The 17,460-nt window shown below is 62.5% G+C and carries 18 protein-coding genes; 13 read left to right on the top strand and 5 right to left on the bottom strand.

Translation table 11 applies throughout. The annotated features are described in order from the left end of the window. Positions 1-4 precede the first annotated feature (4 nt). On the top strand, positions 5-421 hold the full coding sequence (gene ruvX, locus ACSQ2A_RS06695; RefSeq protein ID WP_436071638.1) for a Holliday junction resolvase RuvX: 417 nt from the start codon (positions 5-7) through the stop codon (positions 419-421). Here the strand turns inward: ruvX and ACSQ2A_RS06690 are convergent. Further along, positions 410-1,420, bottom strand: a complete 1,011-nt coding sequence (locus ACSQ2A_RS06690) for a cupin domain-containing protein (protein ID WP_436071557.1) — start codon at positions 1,418-1,420, stop codon at positions 410-412. The two genes, ruvX and ACSQ2A_RS06690, sit on opposite strands and share 12 nt — an antisense overlap. Before the next feature lie 48 nt (positions 1,421-1,468). Between ACSQ2A_RS06690 and ACSQ2A_RS06685 the strand changes: the two genes are divergently transcribed. The 8 genes from ACSQ2A_RS06685 (at position 1,469) to topA (ending at position 10,294) form a co-directional block, all read left to right on the top strand. Then, on the top strand, positions 1,469-2,299 hold the full coding sequence (locus ACSQ2A_RS06685; protein WP_436071556.1) for an NAD(P)H-binding protein: 831 nt from the start codon (positions 1,469-1,471) through the stop codon (positions 2,297-2,299). Next, the gene (locus ACSQ2A_RS06680) at positions 2,299-2,694 is read left to right on the top strand and encodes a DUF4345 domain-containing protein (RefSeq protein WP_436071555.1); all 396 of its coding nucleotides are present in this window, start codon (positions 2,299-2,301) and stop codon (positions 2,692-2,694) included. Before ACSQ2A_RS06685 ends, ACSQ2A_RS06680 begins: the two co-directional genes overlap by 1 nt. Positions 2,695-2,808: 114 nt before the next feature. Beyond that, on the top strand, positions 2,809-3,771 hold the full coding sequence (locus ACSQ2A_RS06675; RefSeq protein ID WP_295411998.1) for an aspartate carbamoyltransferase catalytic subunit: 963 nt from the start codon (positions 2,809-2,811) through the stop codon (positions 3,769-3,771). Continuing rightward, positions 3,768-5,060, top strand: a complete 1,293-nt coding sequence (gene pyrC / locus ACSQ2A_RS06670) for a dihydroorotase (RefSeq protein ID WP_436071554.1) — start codon at positions 3,768-3,770, stop codon at positions 5,058-5,060. The genes ACSQ2A_RS06675 and pyrC overlap by 4 nt, the downstream gene beginning before the upstream one ends. A gap of 90 nt (positions 5,061-5,150) precedes the next feature. After that, positions 5,151-5,651: a DUF1993 domain-containing protein gene (locus ACSQ2A_RS06665; protein ID WP_436071553.1), complete on the top strand. Its 501-nt coding sequence runs from the start codon at positions 5,151-5,153 to the stop codon at positions 5,649-5,651. Positions 5,652-5,841: 190 nt separating this feature from the next. Next, positions 5,842-6,453, top strand: coding sequence for a glycerol-3-phosphate 1-O-acyltransferase PlsY (gene plsY, locus ACSQ2A_RS06660; protein ID WP_436071552.1), 612 nt, complete (start codon positions 5,842-5,844; stop codon positions 6,451-6,453). Between the two features lie 17 nt (positions 6,454-6,470). Further along, positions 6,471-7,577, top strand: a complete 1,107-nt coding sequence (gene dprA, locus ACSQ2A_RS06655; RefSeq protein ID WP_436071551.1) for a DNA-processing protein DprA — start codon at positions 6,471-6,473, stop codon at positions 7,575-7,577. An 83-nt stretch (positions 7,578-7,660) separates the two neighbouring features. Then, on the top strand, positions 7,661-10,294 hold the full coding sequence (topA, locus tag ACSQ2A_RS06650; RefSeq protein ID WP_436071550.1) for a type I DNA topoisomerase: 2,634 nt from the start codon (positions 7,661-7,663) through the stop codon (positions 10,292-10,294). Positions 10,295-10,307: 13 nt separating this feature from the next. Here the strand turns inward: topA and ACSQ2A_RS06645 are convergent, their stop codons facing one another. Then, the gene (locus tag ACSQ2A_RS06645; RefSeq protein WP_436071549.1) at positions 10,308-10,688 is read right to left on the bottom strand and encodes a nuclear transport factor 2 family protein; all 381 of its coding nucleotides are present in this window, start codon (positions 10,686-10,688) and stop codon (positions 10,308-10,310) included. A gap of 50 nt (positions 10,689-10,738) precedes the next feature. Beyond that, positions 10,739-11,785: a dipeptidase gene (locus tag ACSQ2A_RS06640; RefSeq protein WP_436071548.1), complete on the bottom strand. Its 1,047-nt coding sequence runs from the start codon at positions 11,783-11,785 to the stop codon at positions 10,739-10,741. 98 nt (positions 11,786-11,883) lie between these two features. Here ACSQ2A_RS06640 and rnr point away from each other — a divergent pair, with 98 nt between their 5' ends. From rnr to rpmG, 3 genes are all read left to right on the top strand, one after another. Beyond that, on the top strand, positions 11,884-14,166 hold the full coding sequence (gene rnr / locus ACSQ2A_RS06635; RefSeq protein WP_436071547.1) for a ribonuclease R: 2,283 nt from the start codon (positions 11,884-11,886) through the stop codon (positions 14,164-14,166). A 4-nt stretch (positions 14,167-14,170) separates the two neighbouring features. After that, entirely contained in the window at positions 14,171-14,566 is a 396-nt protein-coding gene (locus tag ACSQ2A_RS06630; RefSeq protein ID WP_295412012.1) for a DUF983 domain-containing protein, read from the top strand. Between the two features lie 95 nt (positions 14,567-14,661). Next, positions 14,662-14,829 carry a 50S ribosomal protein L33 gene (rpmG, locus tag ACSQ2A_RS06625; protein WP_046104197.1) on the top strand — a complete coding sequence of 56 codons (168 nt, stop codon included), beginning with the start codon at positions 14,662-14,664 and terminating at the stop codon, positions 14,827-14,829. 398 nt (positions 14,830-15,227) lie between these two features. On the opposite strand, the gene ACSQ2A_RS06620 is transcribed toward rpmG, so the two are convergent. Beyond that, positions 15,228-16,598, bottom strand: coding sequence for a PleD family two-component system response regulator (locus ACSQ2A_RS06620; protein WP_436071546.1), 1,371 nt, complete (start codon positions 16,596-16,598; stop codon positions 15,228-15,230). An 87-nt stretch (positions 16,599-16,685) separates the two neighbouring features. Beyond that, positions 16,686-17,057, bottom strand: a complete 372-nt coding sequence (locus ACSQ2A_RS06615; RefSeq protein WP_291417845.1) for a response regulator — start codon at positions 17,055-17,057, stop codon at positions 16,686-16,688. Between the two features lie 123 nt (positions 17,058-17,180). Here ACSQ2A_RS06615 and ACSQ2A_RS06610 point away from each other — a divergent pair, with 123 nt between their 5' ends. Then, entirely contained in the window at positions 17,181-17,459 is a 279-nt protein-coding gene (locus ACSQ2A_RS06610) for a DUF3572 family protein (RefSeq protein WP_295412018.1), read from the top strand. The last annotated feature ends 1 nt before the right edge of the window (position 17,460 follow it).

The following is a 17,460-nucleotide window of genomic DNA, read 5'->3' as shown; positions in this document are numbered from 1 at the left end:
CGCCATGGGAAAAATCCTTGGCCTCGACCTCGGCACCAAAACCATCGGCGTCGCGGTGTCGGACGGCATGCGCTATTCGGCCAGCCCCCTCGAAACCATCAAGCGCACAAAATTCACCCAGGACGCTGAACGCATTATCGAGCTCGTTGCGGAGAACAATGCCGTCGCCCTGATCCTTGGCCTGCCGCTCAATATGGATGGCACCGAAGGCCCGCGCGTCCAATCGACCCGCGCCTTTGCCCGCAATCTCGCGCAGAAACTTGATCTGCCCATCGCCTTCTGGGACGAGCGCCTGTCCACCTCCGCCGTTACCCGCATGATGATCGAAGCCGACCTCCGCCGCGACCGCCGCGCTGAGGTCGTTGACAAGCTCGCCGCCAGCTACATCCTGCAGGGTGCGCTGGATCGCCTACGCCGCTAAGCGACGCACCGCCACCGGCGCCTCGCCAAAAAGCTTTCGAAACGCCCGCGAAAACGCCGCCTCGGACTGGTAACCGCTGGCTTTCGCAATCCGCGATACTGGCTCCCCCGTATCGACCAGTTTCAGCCGCGCCAGGTGCAACCGCCATTGCGCGAGATAAGTCATCGCCGGCTGCCCCACGAGATCGGTGAACCGCGCCGCAAAGCCCGAGCGCGACATGCCCGCCTCCCGCGCCAGGCCAGCCAGCGACCAATCCGCCTCCGGCCGCCGATGGATCAGCGCCAGTGCCCTCCCGATCTGCGGATCGCGCAACGCCGCCAGCCACCCCTGCCGCGCTTCAGGCGCCGTATCGAGCCATTCGCGAACAGCCTGGATCACCAGAATATCCGCCAGCCGCGTCATCACCGTTTCCCCGCCGGGCCGCAGCGATGTCGCCTCCCGCGCAATCAGCCCAAGCGTGCTCTGTACCCAGGCATCCAGCGCTTCATCCCAAGCCTGTATGAGAATCTTCCGCGGCAGGAGATCGAGCAGCCGTTTTCCCGCCACATGGTCAAACTGCACCACCCCGGCCATTGCCCGCACCAGCTCACCACCGCCACCCAGCGTCATGATCTCATAGCGTTCGCTGATCTTTTCGACCGGCAGATCGAACAGCGGCACGCTCGCCACGCCCGATCCGCTCAGCAGCCGAAATTCCTGTCCATGCGGCAGCACCAGCATGCTCCCGGCCTTGAGCATAATCTCCTCGCCATCCACCTCGGCCACGCCCTGCCCCTCGGTGACGATGACGAACATCATCGACTCGATGAGCCGCGGCATGTCGATGCCCCAGGGCGCCGTCATGGTCGCCCGGCAATAAAGCGTCCCGGTGAGACGCAGCATATGCAGCACCTCGCCCAGCGGATCGGAAAGCGGCACCGGCTGAAAGCAATCCATGGCAACACCGTCAGTTTGGACGATCTGCAAAATACTGCGGACTTCACGTGATTGATAGTCCAAATCACCGCTCCGAAATCTCCCCCGTCATCACGAGGAGACTTTTTCACCATGACAACCGACAACCCCATTCTCGTCATCGGCGCCACCGGCAAGACCGGCGCCCGCGTCGCCTCCCGCCTCGCCGCCCTGGGCCATCGCCACCGCGCCGTCTCGCGCCGTTCCGAGCCCGCCTTCGATTGGGAAAAGCCCGAAACCTGGGCGCCTGCCCTCGAAGGCATGAAGAGCGCCTACATCACCTATGTGCCCGATCTCGCCGCCCCCGAAGCCCAGGAAAACATCCGCCGCTTCGCCGAAGCGGCAAAATCGGCCGGCCTCAAGAAGCTCGTCCTCCTCTCCGGCCGCGGCGAACACGGCGCGGAACTGTCCGAGGAAAAGATCCGCGAGAGCGGCCTCGGTTTCACCATCGTCCGCGCGAGTTGGTTCAACCAGAATTTCGACGAAGGCTTTTTCCATTCGTCCATCCTCGATGGCGTCATCGCCCTGCCCGCCGGCAATCGCCTCGAACCCTTCATCGATGTTGACGACATCGCCGAAGTCGCCGTAGCCGCGCTCCTCGACGACAAGCACAATGGCGAAACCTACGAAGTCACCGGCCCCCGCCTTCTTACTTTTGCCGACGCCGCTGCCGAGATCGCCGCGGCCAGCGGTCTCCCAGTGAGCTATGTCCCCATCGACGGCCCCACCTTCCACGCCGCCCTGCTCCCCGCCGTCGGCCCCGAAATCGCCGATCTCATGACCAATCTCTGCGCCGAAGTGTTTGACGGTCGCAACGAACGCCTCAGCAATGGCGTGCAGCGCGCCCTCGGCCGCCCCCCGCGCGATTTTTCCGACTATGTGAAAGCCGCAACCGCCCGCGGCGCCTGGCGCAAGGCTGCGTGATGATCCGGCTCACGCAAGCCTATCTCGGCCTTGCCGCCCTCACTGCTCTCTACGTTGGCCTGAGCATGCTGTTCATGCCCAGTGCCTTCTACGGCAGCTACGGCATCGACCCCACGCTCTCCCCGAGCCATGCCAGCGAACTCCGCTCTCCCGGAGTCTTGCTGACCACCGTCGGCCTCTTCTTCGCCTATGGCATCGTCTCACCCCGATGGCGCAGTCTGGCCATCCGGACCGCCGCCGTCTTCTACCTCGGCTACGCCACCGCCCGCACCCTCTCGCTGGCCCTGGACGGCGTCCCATCCAGCGCCCTTCTCGCCGCCGGTGCCTTCGAACTCGCCCTCGGCCTCGCCGCGGCGGTTCTACTCATCGCCCAGCGCCGCACCGCCACGGCCTGAAAATCCCGGCGCCGACCACTGGCCGGCGCCCCCAACATCCGTTGAAAACCCAATCATGGGTTGAACGTGTCGCCCCCCTCGGATAGACCGCAGCAAATCTGAAGGGATCCGAGCATGGCCGACACACCCGCCAGCACCTCCGGCGACTTCCCCCCGTTCCGCCAACGACACCTCATTTCCATTGCTGATCTCAAACAGCACGAAATAATTGACCTGCTGGATCGCGCCGAGCGCATGGTCCCCGTAAGCAGGCAGGAGCGCAAATCGCTCCCCACGCTTTCCGGCAAAACCCAAATCAATTTGTTCTTCGAGCCGTCCACCCGAACGCAATCGTCCTTCGAGATCGCCGGCAAGCGCCTTGGCGCGCTCGTGGTGAACATGTCGGTGAAGACAAGCTCGGTCTCCAAGGGCGAGACCCTTGTCGATACCGCCGCAACGCTTAATGCCATGCGCCCCGATGTGCTGGTGGTCCGCCACGGTGCTGCCGGCGCAGTAGAGCTTCTCAGCCAGAAAGTCGGCTGCTCCGTCATCAATGCCGGCGACGGCGCCCATGAGCACCCGACCCAGGCCCTCCTCGACGCCCTGACCATCCGCCGTCACAAGGGCCGCATTTCCGGCCTCACCGTCGCCATCTGCGGCGACATCGCCAATTCCCGCGTTGCCCGTTCCAATCTGCTGCTGCTCGGCGCGCTCCATGTGCGCACCCGCGTCATAGCCCCGCGCAACCTGCTGCCGCCCGGCATCGAACACCTCGCCACCGAAGTTTTTACCGACATGGAAGAGGGCCTCAAAGGCGTCGATGTCGTGATGATGCTGCGCCTCCAGCACGAGCGCGCCAGCGGCAAAATGATCCCCTCGGTCCGCGAATACTACCGCTTCTATGGCCTCGATGCCGAAAAGCTCGCCTTCGCCAATCCCGATGCCATCGTCATGCATCCCGGCCCCATGAACCGCGGCGTCGAGATCGATCCGGCCATCGCCGATGGCGCCCGCTCGGTCATCACCGATCAGGTCGAAATGGGCGTTGCCGTCCGCATGGCCGTCCTCGACGCGCTGCTCTCGGGAGATCAGGCATGACAAAACCCCTGCTCATTGAAAATGCCCGCATCGTCGATCCCGCCTCGGGCACCGACCAGCGCGGCGCCGTGCTCATCGAGAACGGCCGCATTTCCGATCTCGCCCTAGATGGTCCCGTCGGCGTCCCCGATGGCGCCGAGGTCATCAATGCCAACGGCCTCGTCCTCGCCCCCGGCCTCATCGACATGCGCGTCTTCACCGGCGAGCCCGGCTGGGAATATCGCGAAACCCTCGCCTCAGCCGGCGAAGCCGCCGCCGCCGGTGGCGTCACCTCTTTCGTCATGATGCCCGACACCATGCCGGCTGTGGACGACGGCGCCGTTGTGGACTTCCTCGTCCGCCGCGCCAAGGCGACCTCCAAAGTCAACATCCTCCCCGCCGCTGGCATCACCAAAGGCCTTGCCGGCAAAGACCTCACCGAATTCGGCCTCATGCGCGAGGCCGGCGCCGTCTGCCTCTCCGATGGCCGCAATTCCATTCAGTCCACGGCGCTGCTGCGCACCGCCATGTCCTACGCCGCCAATTTCGACATGACGATCGTCCACCACACGGTGGACACCAGTCTTGCCGGCGAAGGCGTCATGAACGACGGGCTCTTTGCCACCGTGCTCGGTTTGAAGGGCATTGCCCGCGAAGCCGAAACCATTCCGCTGTCGCGCGACCTGCAACTGGCGGCCCTCACCGGCGTCCGCTACCACGCCGCGCAAATCTCCACCGAAGGCTCGGTCGAGATCGTCAAGGCAGCCAAATCGCGTAACCCGCGGATTACCGCCGGCATCTCGATCAACAATCTCTGCCTCAACGAAAACGACATCGGCCGCTATCGCACCTACTTCAAGCTCGGCACGCCGCTGCGAAGCGAAGACGACCGCCGCGCCGTCATCGATGGCCTGCGCTCGGGCGTCATCGACACGATCCATTCCGATCACGATCCGCAGGACAGCGAAGTCAAGCGCCAGCCCTTTGCCGAAGCCTCCAACGGCGCCATTGGCCTTGAAACCCTGCTCGCCGCCGCGCTCCGCCTCGTCCATTCCGACGATGTGCCGCTGCTTACGGTGCTCAAGGCCATGACCAGCCGCCCGGCGGAAATCCTCGGCCTCGAAGCCGGTCGCATCGCCAAGGGCGCCCCGGCAGACCTGATCCTCGTCGATCTCGACTATCCTTGGCAGGTAAACGAGAACGAGCTTCGTTCGCGCTCGCGCAATACGAGCTTCGAGAATGCCCGCCTCGCCGGAAAGGTCATGCGGACCATCGTCGGCGGCGAGACGGTATTTTTGCATAAGGACTAGCGGCCGCCCTTCCGGGGCGCACATGAAGACCCTATCTTGCGGCACGGGCGGCATTGAGCTTCCCGTGCTTTTCTTTTCATGGTGTTCCCAATGACGCTGTCCATGTATTCGGCCTCGGTGCCGGTCTTTTCGCGCATGCTCAAGAACCTGCTGGCCATTTTCGAAAAGGCCGAAGCCTTTGCGGCAGCCGAAGGCGTAGACCTGCAGACCTATGTCGAAACCCGCCTCGCCGCCGACATGCACCCGCCGCGCAGCCAGGTGCAGATCGCGACCGACGGCGCCAAGGGCGTAACCTCGCGTCTCGCCGGCAAGCCTATCCCAAGCTGGGCTGATGACGAAGTGACCTGGGCCGACCTCAAGGCACGCCTGCAAAAGGGCATCGACTATCTCGCCACCTTCACGCCCGAGGATTTTGCGGGCTCGGACGAGCGCGATGTCACCATCAAAATCGGTGGCCAGGACGTTGAGATCGCCGGAGACACCTACCTCCTCAACCGCGGCCTGCCGAACTTCTTCTTCCACATCACCACCGCCTACGACATCCTCCGCCACAAGGGCGTCCCGATCGGCAAGCGGGACTATCTGGGCTGATCTGCCTTCGCATCCACACTCTCGGTGTCATTCCCGCGAAAGCGGGAATCCCTGTTTTGAGAACCAACGGAGATCCCCGCTTTCGCGGGGATGACACCGCGCTGGGGTAGACTTTCCTCAACTCCCCATCATCGGGCTCTTGCCCCATCCCCGCCCCGGCGCTACTCCTTCCGATAATAAGGGAGAAACCATGCCGATCGATATCCTGCCGCTCATTCTGGCGCTCGTCCTTGGCTATCTCGCCGGTTCCATTCCCTTCGGCCTGATCCTCACCCAGGCCGCCGGCCTCGGCGATATCCGCAAGATCGGTTCGGGCAATATCGGCGCCACCAATGTGCTGCGCACCGGCAATCGCCCTGTAGCCGCCGCCACTCTCGTTCTCGACGCTCTCAAGGCCGCCATCCCCGTCCTCGTCGCCCGCTATTTCTGGGGCGAAGAGGCCGCCATGCTCGCCGCCGTCGGTGCCTTCCTCGGCCACTGTTTCCCCGTCTGGCTCGGCTTCAAGGGCGGCAAGGGCGTCGCCGTAATGATCGGCTCGCTCCTCTCGCTCGCTTGGCCCGTCGGCCTCATCTTCTGCGCCGTGTGGCTCCTGATCGCCTACACAAGGAAGATTTCCTCGCTCGCCGCGCTCACTGCCGCCGCCACCGCGCCGATCTTCGCCTATGTCGTCGTTGGCAGCACCGGCCTCACTCTGACCGTTCTCGGCCTCGCCCTCCTGCTCTTCTTCCAGCACCGCGAAAATATCGGTCGGCTCATGAGCGGCACCGAGTCGACCATCGGCGGCGACAAGAAGGCCGGCTGACAATGCGGGCCCGCGTGATGCCCATGCTCACGCCGGCCCAGCGCACCGCCTGGCTGCGTCTCGTGCGCAGCGACAATGTTGGCCCCGTCACCTTCCGCCAGCTCGTCAATCGCTTCGGCTCGGTGGAAGCCTCCCTCGATGCCCTGCCCGCGCTCATGCGCGGCGCCGGCCGCCCCTTCCGCATTACCTCGCGGGCCCAGGCCGAAGACGAGATCGCCGCGCTCGACCGCCTCAATGCCCGCGTCGTCGCCATGGGCGAAGCCGATTATCCCGAGCACCTGACCCATATCCCCGCCGCCCCACCGCTCCTGACCATCGCCGGTGGTCAGGACCTCAACTGGCACCGCACCGTCGCCATTGTCGGCGCCCGCAATGCCTCCGCTGCCGGCGCCAAGATGACGCGCCTACTCACCACCGATCTCGGCGAAGCCGGTTATGTCGTCGTCTCGGGCCTCGCCCGCGGCATCGACACTGCGGCCCATCGCGCGAGCCTCACGACCGGCACCATTGCCGTTCTCGCCGGCGGCCTCGATTGCATCTATCCCGACGAGAACATTCCGCTCGCCAGTGAAATCCTCGGCTATGGCGGCGCCCTCGTCACCGAAATGCCGCTCGGCTGGGAACCCCGCGCCCGCGACTTTCCAAGACGTAACCGCATCGTATCGGGCCTATCCCTCGGCACCGTCGTCGTCGAAGCCGCAAAACGCTCCGGCTCGCTCATCACCGCCCGTCTGGCCCTAGAACAAAACCGCGACGTCTTCGCCGTCCCCGGTTCCCCACTCGATCCGCGCGCCGAAGGCGGCAATGCCCTTATTCAGCAGGGCGCCAAGCTCATCACCTCGGCCGCCGACATCATCGAATCCCTGTCCGCAGCCGATCCCTCGCGCACCCTGCTCTTCGAAACCGAATGGCAACCAGACATCGGCCCCGTCGACGCCCCTCCTGGCGCTGACGACCGTTCCCGTCTCCTGAGCGCCCTCTCGACCACGCCTACCGATATCGAAGAACTGCTCGCCCAGACCGAGATATCGCCCCAGGCCATGCAGATCCTGCTCCTCGAATTCGATCTCGCCGGACAGATCGAGTGGTCGTCCGGACAGCTTGTCGCACTGCGCGGCGCGTGAACAAAATCAGTCCCCGTTGACACCGCCCCCTCGCTTCACCATGTTGCGCGCTCTCAGTTACAGCGTTGCGGAACGGGTCATCCATGAAGGTCGTCGTCGTTGAAAGTCCGACTAAGGTCAAGACAATCAACAAGTATTTGGGCTCGGGCTATGAAGTCCTGGCCAGCTTCGGCCATATCCGCGACCTGCCGGCCAAGGACGGTTCGGTTCGTCCTGACGAAGATTTCGCCATGTCCTGGGAGGTCGACACGGCCTCCAAGAAGCGCGTTTCCGACATTGCCAATGCCCTCAAGGGCGCCGATGAACTGATCCTCGCAACCGACCCTGATCGCGAAGGCGAGGCCATCTCCTGGCATATCCTTGACGTGCTCAAGCAGAAGAAGGCGATCAAGAAGGACCAAAAGGTTCAGCGCGTCGTCTTCAATGCCATCACCAAGGATGCCGTGACTGCGGCCATGGCCAATCCGCGCGAACTCGACATGCCGCTGGTGGACGCCTATCTCGCCCGCCGCGCCCTCGACTATCTCGTCGGCTTCACCCTGTCGCCGATCCTGTGGCGCAAACTGCCGGGCTCCCGCTCTGCTGGCCGCGTGCAGTCCGTCACCCTGCGCCTTGTTTCCGACCGCGAAGCCGAGATCGAAAAGTTCAAGGCCGACGAATATTGGTCCGTCGAGGCCTCGCTCGCCCAGAACGGCAAGGGTTTTGTGGCCCGCCTGTTCTCCGTCGATGGCAAGAAGACCGACAAGCTCGACGTCAAGACCGGTGAAGACGCCGCTGCGCTGAAAAAACTCATCGAATCCGGCCAGTTCAACGTTTCCAACGTTGAAAAGAAGCCGACCAAGCGCAACCCCTACGCGCCCTTCACGACTTCGTCGTTGCAGCAGGACGCCTCCTCGCGCTTGGGCCTCTCGCCTTCGCGCACCATGCAGATCGCCCAACGCCTCTACGAAGACGGCCTCATCACCTATATGCGTACCGACGCCGTGCAGATGGCGCCCGAAGGCATTGCGATGGCCCGCTCGGTCATCGGCAAATATTACGGTGACGAGTACCTGCCTGAAAAGGCGCGCATCTATCAGTCCAAGGCCAAGAACGCCCAGGAAGCGCACGAAGCGATCCGCCCGACGGACATGTTCAAGCGCCCCGAGCAGCTCTCGCTCGATGCCGATCAGGCCAAGCTCTACGGCCTGATCTGGCGCCGCACCCTTGCTTCGCAGATGAAGTCGGCCGAGATCGACCGCACCACCGTCGACATCGCCGTCAACGTACCCGGCCGCAATGTCGAACTGCGCGCCGTCGGCTCCGTCGTCACCTTCCCAGGCTTCCTCAAACTCTACGGCGTCGAGGTCAAATCCGACGAAGAGACCGAAGACGAAGACAGCCGCGAATTGCCCCCGCTCAAGGTCGGTGACAAGCCGACTCTCGAAAAGGTCGAGATCGAGCAGCATTTCACCCAGCCGCCGAGCCGCTACACCGAAGCGAGCCTGATCAAGAAGATGGAAGAGATCGGCATCGGCCGTCCTTCCACCTATGCCGCCATCGTCTCGACCCTCAAGGATCGCGACTATGTCCGCCTCGAAGGCAAGGCCCTGCACCCCGAAGATCGCGGCCGCATCGTCACCGCCTTCCTCGAAAGCTTCTTCACCCGCTATGTCGAATACGGCTTCACCGCCGGCCTCGAAGAGCAGCTCGACGAAATCTCCGACGGCAAGCTCGACTACAAGCAGGTGCTGCGCGATTTCTGGAAAGATTTCACCGGCAATATCGACGAGATCAAGGACCTCCGCGTCTCGGAAGTCCTCGACGCCCTCAACGACCTCCTCGCCAGCCGCATCTTCCCGCCCAAGGAAGACGGTTCGGATCCGCGCCGCTGCCCCACCTGCGGCACCGGTACGCTCTCGCTGAAACTGGGCAAATTCGGCGCCTTCATCGGCTGCTCGAATTATCCCGAGTGCAAGCACACCATGCAGCTCTCCGACGCAGCCTCCGGCCAGTCTTCGGAAGCCGCTCAGGGTGATGGCGTTCTCGGCACCGATCCGGAATCGGGCGAGGAAGTGCACCTGAAATCGGGCCGTTTCGGCCCCTATGTCCAGCTCGGCGAAGGCAAGGAGCCCAAGCGCTCGTCTCTGCCCAAGGGCTGGGAGCCGGGTTCCCTGACGCTCGAAAAGGCACTGCAGCTCCTCTCGCTGCCGCGCGAAGTCGGCCTGCACCCCGAAACCGGCCTCCCCATCTCGGCCGGTCTCGGGCGCTATGGCCCCTTCATCCTGCATGATGGCAAGTACGCCAACCTGCCCGATGTCGAAGAAGTCTTCACTGTCGGCCTCAACCGCGCCGTCGACCTCCTCGCCCAGAAGGCCGCAGGCGGCTTCAAGCGCGGCGGCGGCACTGCAGTCGCCGCCATCCAGACTTTTGAGCACGACAACGGCCCCATCACCGTCCGCGCCGGACGCTACGGCCCCTACGTCAACCAGGGCAAGGTCAACGCGACCATCCCCAAGGACGTAAAGCCCGAGGACGTCACGGTCGAACAGGCCGTCCAGTGGATCGCCGCCCGCGCCGAAGCCACCGGCACCAAGGTGAAAAAGGCGCCGGCGAAAAAGGCCGCGGCCAAAAAGCCTGCCGCCAAGGCAACCGCCGAAAAGAAGCCGGCCGCCAAGAAGGCACCGGCTAAAAAGGCCGCCAAGGCGACCGTGACAGAAGAAGACCCGCCGTTCTGAGGCGGGTCACTCTTCAGTTTTCCAGCGTGGTCTCGGTGTGGAGGGCGCACTTCCAGCTCTTGCCGTCGCGCACCCAGGTTGTGCTGTCAGCACACTTCAAGTCCATCGGCTTGCCGTCCATGTCGCCCTTCTGGTGCACCTTGTAGGCGATTACGGCGGTATCGTCCGACGGGAAGATCACCTCAAGATTACTGAACTTGAAGCTGTCGAGGGTCCACTTGCCCTCCTTGGTCATCTTCTCATAGGCATCGGTGTCGATCTTCATCGACCCCATCGGCCCGGTGATCAGACAATCCTTAGCGATCAGCGTCTTGGCGAAGCGGGCATCCTTGTCCACCATGGATTGCCAGAAGCTGGTCTCGAGTTCGACGATACTCTGTTGGTTCGCGTTCATGACCGTTCTCCTTTGAGTTGGGAAAACGACTCCCATGAACCCCGGTTCCGCTATCCCATCGTCCTTCCGACCAACCCCAGCCAATTCTCCAGGGCGATCTTGCGGACCAGCACCTCGCCATAGCCCTTGTCCAGCAGCGCCTGCAGCAGCTTCGGCACGCCGGTGACATCCTTGATCGGCGCCGGCATCACCGCGCCATCAAAGTCGCTCCCCAGCGCCACACCCTCTTCGCCCAGCGCTTCCACCAGCGCGTCGACATGGCGAACCATCAGTTCGATCTCCATGTCCGGCTCCATCTTGCCATCCGGCCGCAAAAAACCCGTCGCATAGTTGAGCCCGACAACGCCGCCGCTCTCGCGGATCGCCGCCAGCTGCCAGTCCGTCAGGTTGCGCGTCGAAGGACAGATGGCAAAGACATTGGAATGCGTCGCCACCAATGGCTTCGTCGAAATATCAGCCACATCGCGGAAGCCGGCGGCATTGAGATGGCTGAGATCGATCATGACCCCCATCCGATCACACACCCGCACCAGCTCCTTGCCCGCATCGCTCAGCCCCGGCCCGATATCGGGATCGGCATTGTGCTTGAACGGCACACCGGTTCCGAAGGCATTGGCCCGGCTCCAGGTAATCCCCAGCGAGCGGAAGCCCGCCGCGTAAAGCACTTCCAGCGAATTGAAATCGGTGTCGATCGCCTCGGCGCCCTCGTGGTGATAGATCGCTGCCAGCTTCCCCGCCGCAATCGTCGCCCGCAGCTCCGCCTCAGTCCGACACACGGCCAGCGCCCCGGCCTTCTCCAGCCGGAACATCAGCGCCGCCATGGCATTGGTCGAGCGCTGCGCCTCGGCGATGTCGAGCTCCGGTGGCAATTGCCCGCCCGATGTCGTCGGGCTCGCTGCCACGGCCGTCAAATTCGTCTTCAGCGGCGGCGGGAACATGGCAAAGAACCCGCCAGCCATCCCGGCTTCCTTCGCCCGCGGCAGATCAATATTCGCCTCGGCCATGCCCTCTGTGAACAGTTCCACCTTGTTGGGCCGCGGGTCATCCAGCAGCCGCAACAGCGTGTCATTGTGTCCGTCGAAGAATGGAATCGTCATGGAATCGCCTTGGGTTGAAGCGCCCATTCAAGCGGCCTTTGTTCGGCGTGGCGAGCCAATTTGGCAAAAGCCCTGCAATCCCCTACATATCGGGCAACATGACCACCAAAAAACCAAAACCAAAAAACACCTCGGGCCCGAAGCGCAGCGCACAACCGCGCGCCGGTGAATTGCCCACGCGCGAACAACTGCTCGAAGCCTTGGCGCAAGACGCCGACATCAAGGGCAAGCGCGACCTTGCAAAAGTCTTCGGCATTCGCGGCGATATGCGCCGGCCGTTCAAGGCCATGCTGGCCGAGCTTGAGGGCGATGGCGTCATCACGCGCACCCGCAAGGCGCTGCGCCGCACAGCCGCCCTGCCCCATGTGACCGTCCTCGACATCCCTTCGGATGCCGATCCCGACGCGCTTCACGCCTTCCCGGCCCAATGGAACCCGGAAGAAGGCGAAAAGCCCCGCGTCGAAATCCTTGTCAGCAAGGATTCCCGCGTCGTCCCAGCCCCAGGCGACCGCATTCTTGCCCGCATCGATGCCGGCGATGGCGAAATTCCCTTCTATACCGCCAAGCCGATGAAGGTGCTCGACAAGCCCCGTCGCGGCCAGATCGGCATTGTCCGCATGGACAATGAAGGCGCCCGCCTCATCCCGGTTGATCGCAAGCAGAAAGAAATGCGCATCCCGCTGGGCGATCTCGGCGAAGCCCAAGATGGCGATCTCGTTGAAGTGGAAGTGAAGCTCTCCGGCCGCCTGATGATTCCGCGCGCCCGTGTGACTTCCGTCATCGGCAACCCCGCCTCCGAAGGCGCGGTCTCGATGATTGCCATCCACAATCTCGAAATTCCCTACAAATTCCCGACCAGCGTCATTCGCGAGGCCGAAGAGGCCAAGGAAGCAACGCTCAAGGGCCGCGAAGACTGGCGCGACCTGCCGCTCGTCACCATCGATCCGCCCGACGCCAAGGACCATGACGACGCGGTTCACGCCGCGCCCGACGACGATCCGAAAAACCCCGGCGGCCATGTGGTCACCGTGGCCATCGCCGACGTCGCTGCCTATGTCCGCCCCGGCACCTCGCTCGATCGCGAAGCCTATCTTCGTGGCAATTCGGTCTATTTCCCTGACCGCGTCGTGCCCATGCTGCCCGAGCGCATTTCCAATGAGCTCTGCTCGCTGAAGGAAGGCGAGCCCCGCGCCGCCCTCGCTGTGCGCATGGTGCTCAATGCCGACGGCCACAAGATCAGCCACAGCTTCCATCGCATCCTGATGCGCTCGGCGGCGAAACTCAGCTACCAGCAGGCCCAGGCAGCGATTGACGGCAATGCCGACGACAAGACCGGCCCACTGCTCGAACCCATCCTGCGGCCTCTCTGGGACGCCTATGACGCCATGGCCGGCGCCCGCGACAGGCGCGGCCCGCTCGATCTCGACCTGCCGGAGCGAAAGATCATCCTCGACGACAAGGGCATGGTCGCCGATATCCGCATTCCGGAGCGTCTCGAAGCCCATCGTCTCATCGAAGAGATGATGATCGCGGCCAACGTCGCCGCCGCCGAAACGCTCGAGCAGAAGCGGAGCGAACTGCTCTATCGCGTCCACGATGAACCGAGTTCGGAAAAGCTGCAGAGCCTGCGCGATTTCCTCGGTAGCCTCGATATCGCGGTCAAAAAATCCGATTCCGTCCGCGCGTCGGATTTCAACGGCATCCTCGGCCAGGCCCGCAAGGCCGGCAATGTGGAGCAGGTCAGCGAAATGGTGTTGCGCAGCCAGGCGCAGGCCGAGTATTCCGCCGAGAATTATGGTCATTTCGGTCTCAACCTCGACCGCTATGCCCACTTCACCTCGCCCATCCGCCGCTATGCCGACCTCATCGTGCACCGCGCGCTGGTACGGGCACTCGGCCTTGGCGACGACGGCCTCACCGACCAGGAAGCAACAAAACTCCAGGGCATTGCCCAGCACATCTCGGCCACCGAGCGCCGAGCCATGGTGGCCGAACGCGAAACCTCCGATCGCCTCCTGGCGCAATTTCTGGCGCAAAAAATCGGCGCCCGCTTTGAGGGCCGCATCTCCGGCGTTACCCGTTCGGGCCTCTTCATCCGTCTCATCGAGACCGGCGCGGACGGTTTTGTTCCCGCCTCCACCCTCGGCGAGGACTACTATCGCTATGTCGAAGAACGGCAGGCGATGATCGGCGAGCGCGGCGGCGAAACTTTTACGCTTGGCGACCGTGTCACCGTGCGCCTCCTTGAAGCTGCACCAGTAGCCGGCGCGCTACGCTTTGAACTTCTGTCGGAAGGCACCCGCGGCAATCCGCCATCTGGTCGGCGCCCGCAAAAGCGACCATCTAAGAGCTTCGGTCCCAAGGGCCGGAGAAAGAGGTAGTTCCATGACCGAGAACGCCACAACTCTCGAAAATCGCAGCGTGGGCCAGGCCATGTGGCGCGGCACGCTCTGCAAGTGCCCCCATTGCGGCAAGGGCAAGATGTTCCGCGCCTATTTGAAGGTCGCGGACCAGTGCGACGTTTGCGGCGAAGAGCTGAAGCACCATCGTGCCGACGACTTCCCGCCCTATATCGCCATCACCATCGTGGGCCACATCATCATCTTCCTGATGCTGCACATGGACATGACCTATCACGTCCAGCCGATCACCTATGTGATCACCATGATTCCCTTGGCCATCGTCCTGCCGCTCGCGATTCTGCCCTCGACGAAGGGTTCGATCGTCGGCCTGCAGTGGGCTACCAGGATGTACGGCTTCGGCACTGGCCAGCGGGACTGAACCTCCGCTTGACAATCGTCCGCAAATCCGTAGTTTGCGCCCAAATTCCAGCGCTGCCGTTTCGCAGCGCCTTTCTTTTATGAAGGACTGCGAAAATGGCAAAAGCCGCCACCATCAAGATCAAGCTCGTGTCGACGGCTGATACCGGCTTCTTCTACGTCACCAAGAAGAACGCACGCACCCAGACCGAAAAGCTTGCTTTCAAGAAGTACGACCCGGTCGTCCGCAAGCACGTCGAATTCAAGGAAGCCAAGATCAAGTAATCTGATCTGACCTTCTGAGCGTTTGAAGGCCCTGCACATCGTGCGGGGCCTTTTCGCATTTGGACCAACCAATTGTGCGAACGGTTACGCTCGACGCGAACAGTCTGCTAGCGTCGGGGCGCAGTTCTATAACGATTTCGGGAGAGAGAGTGGCTGGTCCGGAGCGGTACGTCGAAGAGGCCACTCTCACCGCATCCGGACCAACCGCCCTACGGAACTCAGGAGTTGCGGCGGACCTGAGAAAAGCCGTAGGGAGCTCGGAGGCATCAGTCGTTTTGCGACCGTCGCCGTCTGAAATCACCCTACAATGGGCCCGGGGAAACTCAAGGAAATCCAGTCAAAAGCGACCGATAACCGTTTGTTAATTATAACAGATAACCCTAATAGCGGGCATTTTATCAAGCGGCGTCCAGGATCACCCGATTACGCCCCTCGCGCTTGGCGCGATAGAGCGCCAGGTCGGCCCGCTTGATCAGGCTTTCCGAGGTATCAGCAAGGCTCTCGTTGAACGATACGCCCACGGAAACCGTGACCGTCAGCGGCCTTTGACCATTGATTTCAAAGGTCTTCTCACCAACAGCTTGGCGCACACGCTCAGCCACCAGCTCGGCATTGCTGACATCGGTATCGGGCATTAGCACCACGAATTCCTCGCCGCCGAACCGGCAAGCCAGATCGACCCCACGGATATTGCGCTTCATCCGCGCCGAGAATTCCTTGAGCACCACGTCGCCGACGTCGTGACCATAGGTATCGTTGACCGACTTGAAGTGGTCGATATCGAGGATCATCACCGCCAGGTTGCGTTCCTGCTCCTGGGCTTTGCTCAGCAAGACATTGAGATGTCTATCGAAATAGCGACGGTTATAGAGACCGGTCAGATCGTCCGTCACCGCCATGGCGATGGAATTGTTGACGCTTTCGCGCAGCTCCATGGCATAGCGATGCCGCCGGATCTGCGTGCGTACCCGCGCCTTCAGCTCGTTCCGCTCGATCGGCCGGCTGATGAAATCATTCACCCCGAGATCAAGCGCCCTCACCACCCGCGGCTTGTCGCCATCGTCGGCCATCAGGATGATCGGCAGGTTGCGCGAATGCTCGACGGTCCGGATCTGCGAGGCGACGCGCAGCGGGTCAAAGTCATTGAGCGACATGCTGACCAGCGCCAATTCATATTGCGCGCCAGACACTTGGAACACGGCATCAGCCGGCTCGAGCAGGATGTCGACCTTGTGTTCTTCCGAAAGATAGCCCTGCACGCGCTCGGCGTGGCGCTTGTCGGTGTCGATGATCAACACCTGCCCGCCTTGGGCGGAGATCGTGTCCATCGCCCGCAGAGCGTCCTCGATGGCCAATTGCTGGCCAGTCAACGCACGCGCCCGCAATTCGTCCGTCAGCGACTTGAGCCGCGCCAGGCTTTTGACACGCGCCATGAGCTGCATGTCATCGACCGGCTTGGTGAGAAAGTCGTCTGCTCCGGCCTCAAGGCCTTTCACGCGGTCGGAAGGCTGGTCGAGCGCGGTGATCATCAACACCGGCACATGATGCGTGCGAGGGTTGGATTTGAGGAGACGGCAAACTTCAAAGCCGTCCATCACCGGCATCATCACATCGAGCAGAATGATGTCGACGTCGGTTCCTTCAAGAATTTCAAGCGCTTCCGGCCCGGAGCTGGCAGTCAGCACCTCGAAATATTCGGCGGTAAGCCGCGCTTCGAGCAGCCGAACATTCGTCGGAATGTCGTCGACAATCAGAACGCGCGCCGTCACCGCATATCCCCCAAACAAACCAAATCATCCCGATGCCAACTGGCTACCGGGAGAAGTCCGCCTAAACATTGACCGTCTCGGGCGCCGTCAGGCAGGCCCAATATATTGGGCAATGGTTTCCAGAAAATGAGCCACGGAGATAGGTTTCGATATGTAACCCTCGCACCCGCCTTGTAAAATCCGCTCCTCGTCGCCCTTCATGGCGAAAGCCGTAACGGCGATGACGGGAATATGGGCGAGTTGTTCGTCATCCTTGAGCCACTTGGTGACCACAAGACCTGAAACTTCCGGTAGCTGGATATCCATCAGGATCAGATCGGGCATATGCGCCCGCGCCAGATCCAGTGCCTCAAGGCCATTGCGGGTCTGGATGACCCGGTAGCCGCGCGATTCGAGCAGATCGTTGAAGAGCTTCATATTCAGCTCGTTGTCTTCCACGATCATGACTGTCTTGGACATTGGTCCTCACTTGCGTGCCTTTGGCACCGGCACTATCCCCGGTCCCAGCACCACGGCCCTTCGCTTCCCCATCGCCTTGGGGTATCATTCAATCCGTTACAAAACCTCAAATGAGGCCAAGACTTGCCGCTCGCAAAACCGTCATCGCTGGACCTCGAAGAGGTCGCCGGGGCCTGCCTCGGTTACCTTGCCGAAAACCCCGATGAGCTGCTGGCTTTCATGCAGCATGCCGGGCTCGATCCGCAATCTCTTCGTTCCGCGATCGGTACGAAGCGCCTGCAAACCGGGCTCATCGACTATTTTGCAGCAAACGAACCGATTCTGCTCGCACTCTGCGCAAATGCCGGCATGAACCCGGAATCGTTCATGCGCCTGTGGCACAAGCTCAACCCAAACGGATGAC

It is taken from the genome of Devosia sp. LjRoot3 (assembly GCF_964252865.1).
Lineage (GTDB): Bacteria > Pseudomonadota > Alphaproteobacteria > Rhizobiales > Devosiaceae > Devosia.
The sequence above is the reverse complement of the archived record's forward strand: the minus strand, read 5'-3'. Positions and strand labels throughout refer to the sequence as shown.

Bases quoted from the DNA above. Each gene is read 5' to 3' on its own strand.
- ruvX (WP_436071638.1), top strand. From the start codon at position 5: ATGGGAAAAATCCTTGGCCTCGACCTCGGCACCAAAACCATCGGCGTC.
- ACSQ2A_RS06685 (WP_436071556.1), top strand. From the start codon at position 1,469: ATGACAACCGACAACCCCATTCTCGTCATCGGCGCCACCGGCAAGACC.
- ACSQ2A_RS06680 (WP_436071555.1), top strand. From the start codon at position 2,299: ATGATCCGGCTCACGCAAGCCTATCTCGGCCTTGCCGCCCTCACTGCT.
- ACSQ2A_RS06675 (WP_295411998.1), top strand. From the start codon at position 2,809: ATGGCCGACACACCCGCCAGCACCTCCGGCGACTTCCCCCCGTTCCGC.
- pyrC (WP_436071554.1), top strand. From the start codon at position 3,768: ATGACAAAACCCCTGCTCATTGAAAATGCCCGCATCGTCGATCCCGCC.
- ACSQ2A_RS06665 (WP_436071553.1), top strand. From the start codon at position 5,151: ATGACGCTGTCCATGTATTCGGCCTCGGTGCCGGTCTTTTCGCGCATG.
- plsY (WP_436071552.1), top strand. From the start codon at position 5,842: ATGCCGATCGATATCCTGCCGCTCATTCTGGCGCTCGTCCTTGGCTAT.
- dprA (WP_436071551.1), top strand. From the start codon at position 6,471: ATGCCCATGCTCACGCCGGCCCAGCGCACCGCCTGGCTGCGTCTCGTG.
- topA (WP_436071550.1), top strand. From the start codon at position 7,661: ATGAAGGTCGTCGTCGTTGAAAGTCCGACTAAGGTCAAGACAATCAAC.
- ACSQ2A_RS06645 (WP_436071549.1), bottom strand. From the start codon at position 10,688: ATGAACGCGAACCAACAGAGTATCGTCGAACTCGAGACCAGCTTCTGG.
- ACSQ2A_RS06640 (WP_436071548.1), bottom strand. From the start codon at position 11,785: ATGACGATTCCATTCTTCGACGGACACAATGACACGCTGTTGCGGCTG.
- rnr (WP_436071547.1), top strand. From the start codon at position 11,884: ATGACCACCAAAAAACCAAAACCAAAAAACACCTCGGGCCCGAAGCGC.
- ACSQ2A_RS06630 (WP_295412012.1), top strand. From the start codon at position 14,171: ATGACCGAGAACGCCACAACTCTCGAAAATCGCAGCGTGGGCCAGGCC.
- rpmG (WP_046104197.1), top strand. From the start codon at position 14,662: ATGGCAAAAGCCGCCACCATCAAGATCAAGCTCGTGTCGACGGCTGAT.
- ACSQ2A_RS06615 (WP_291417845.1), bottom strand. From the start codon at position 17,057: ATGTCCAAGACAGTCATGATCGTGGAAGACAACGAGCTGAATATGAAG.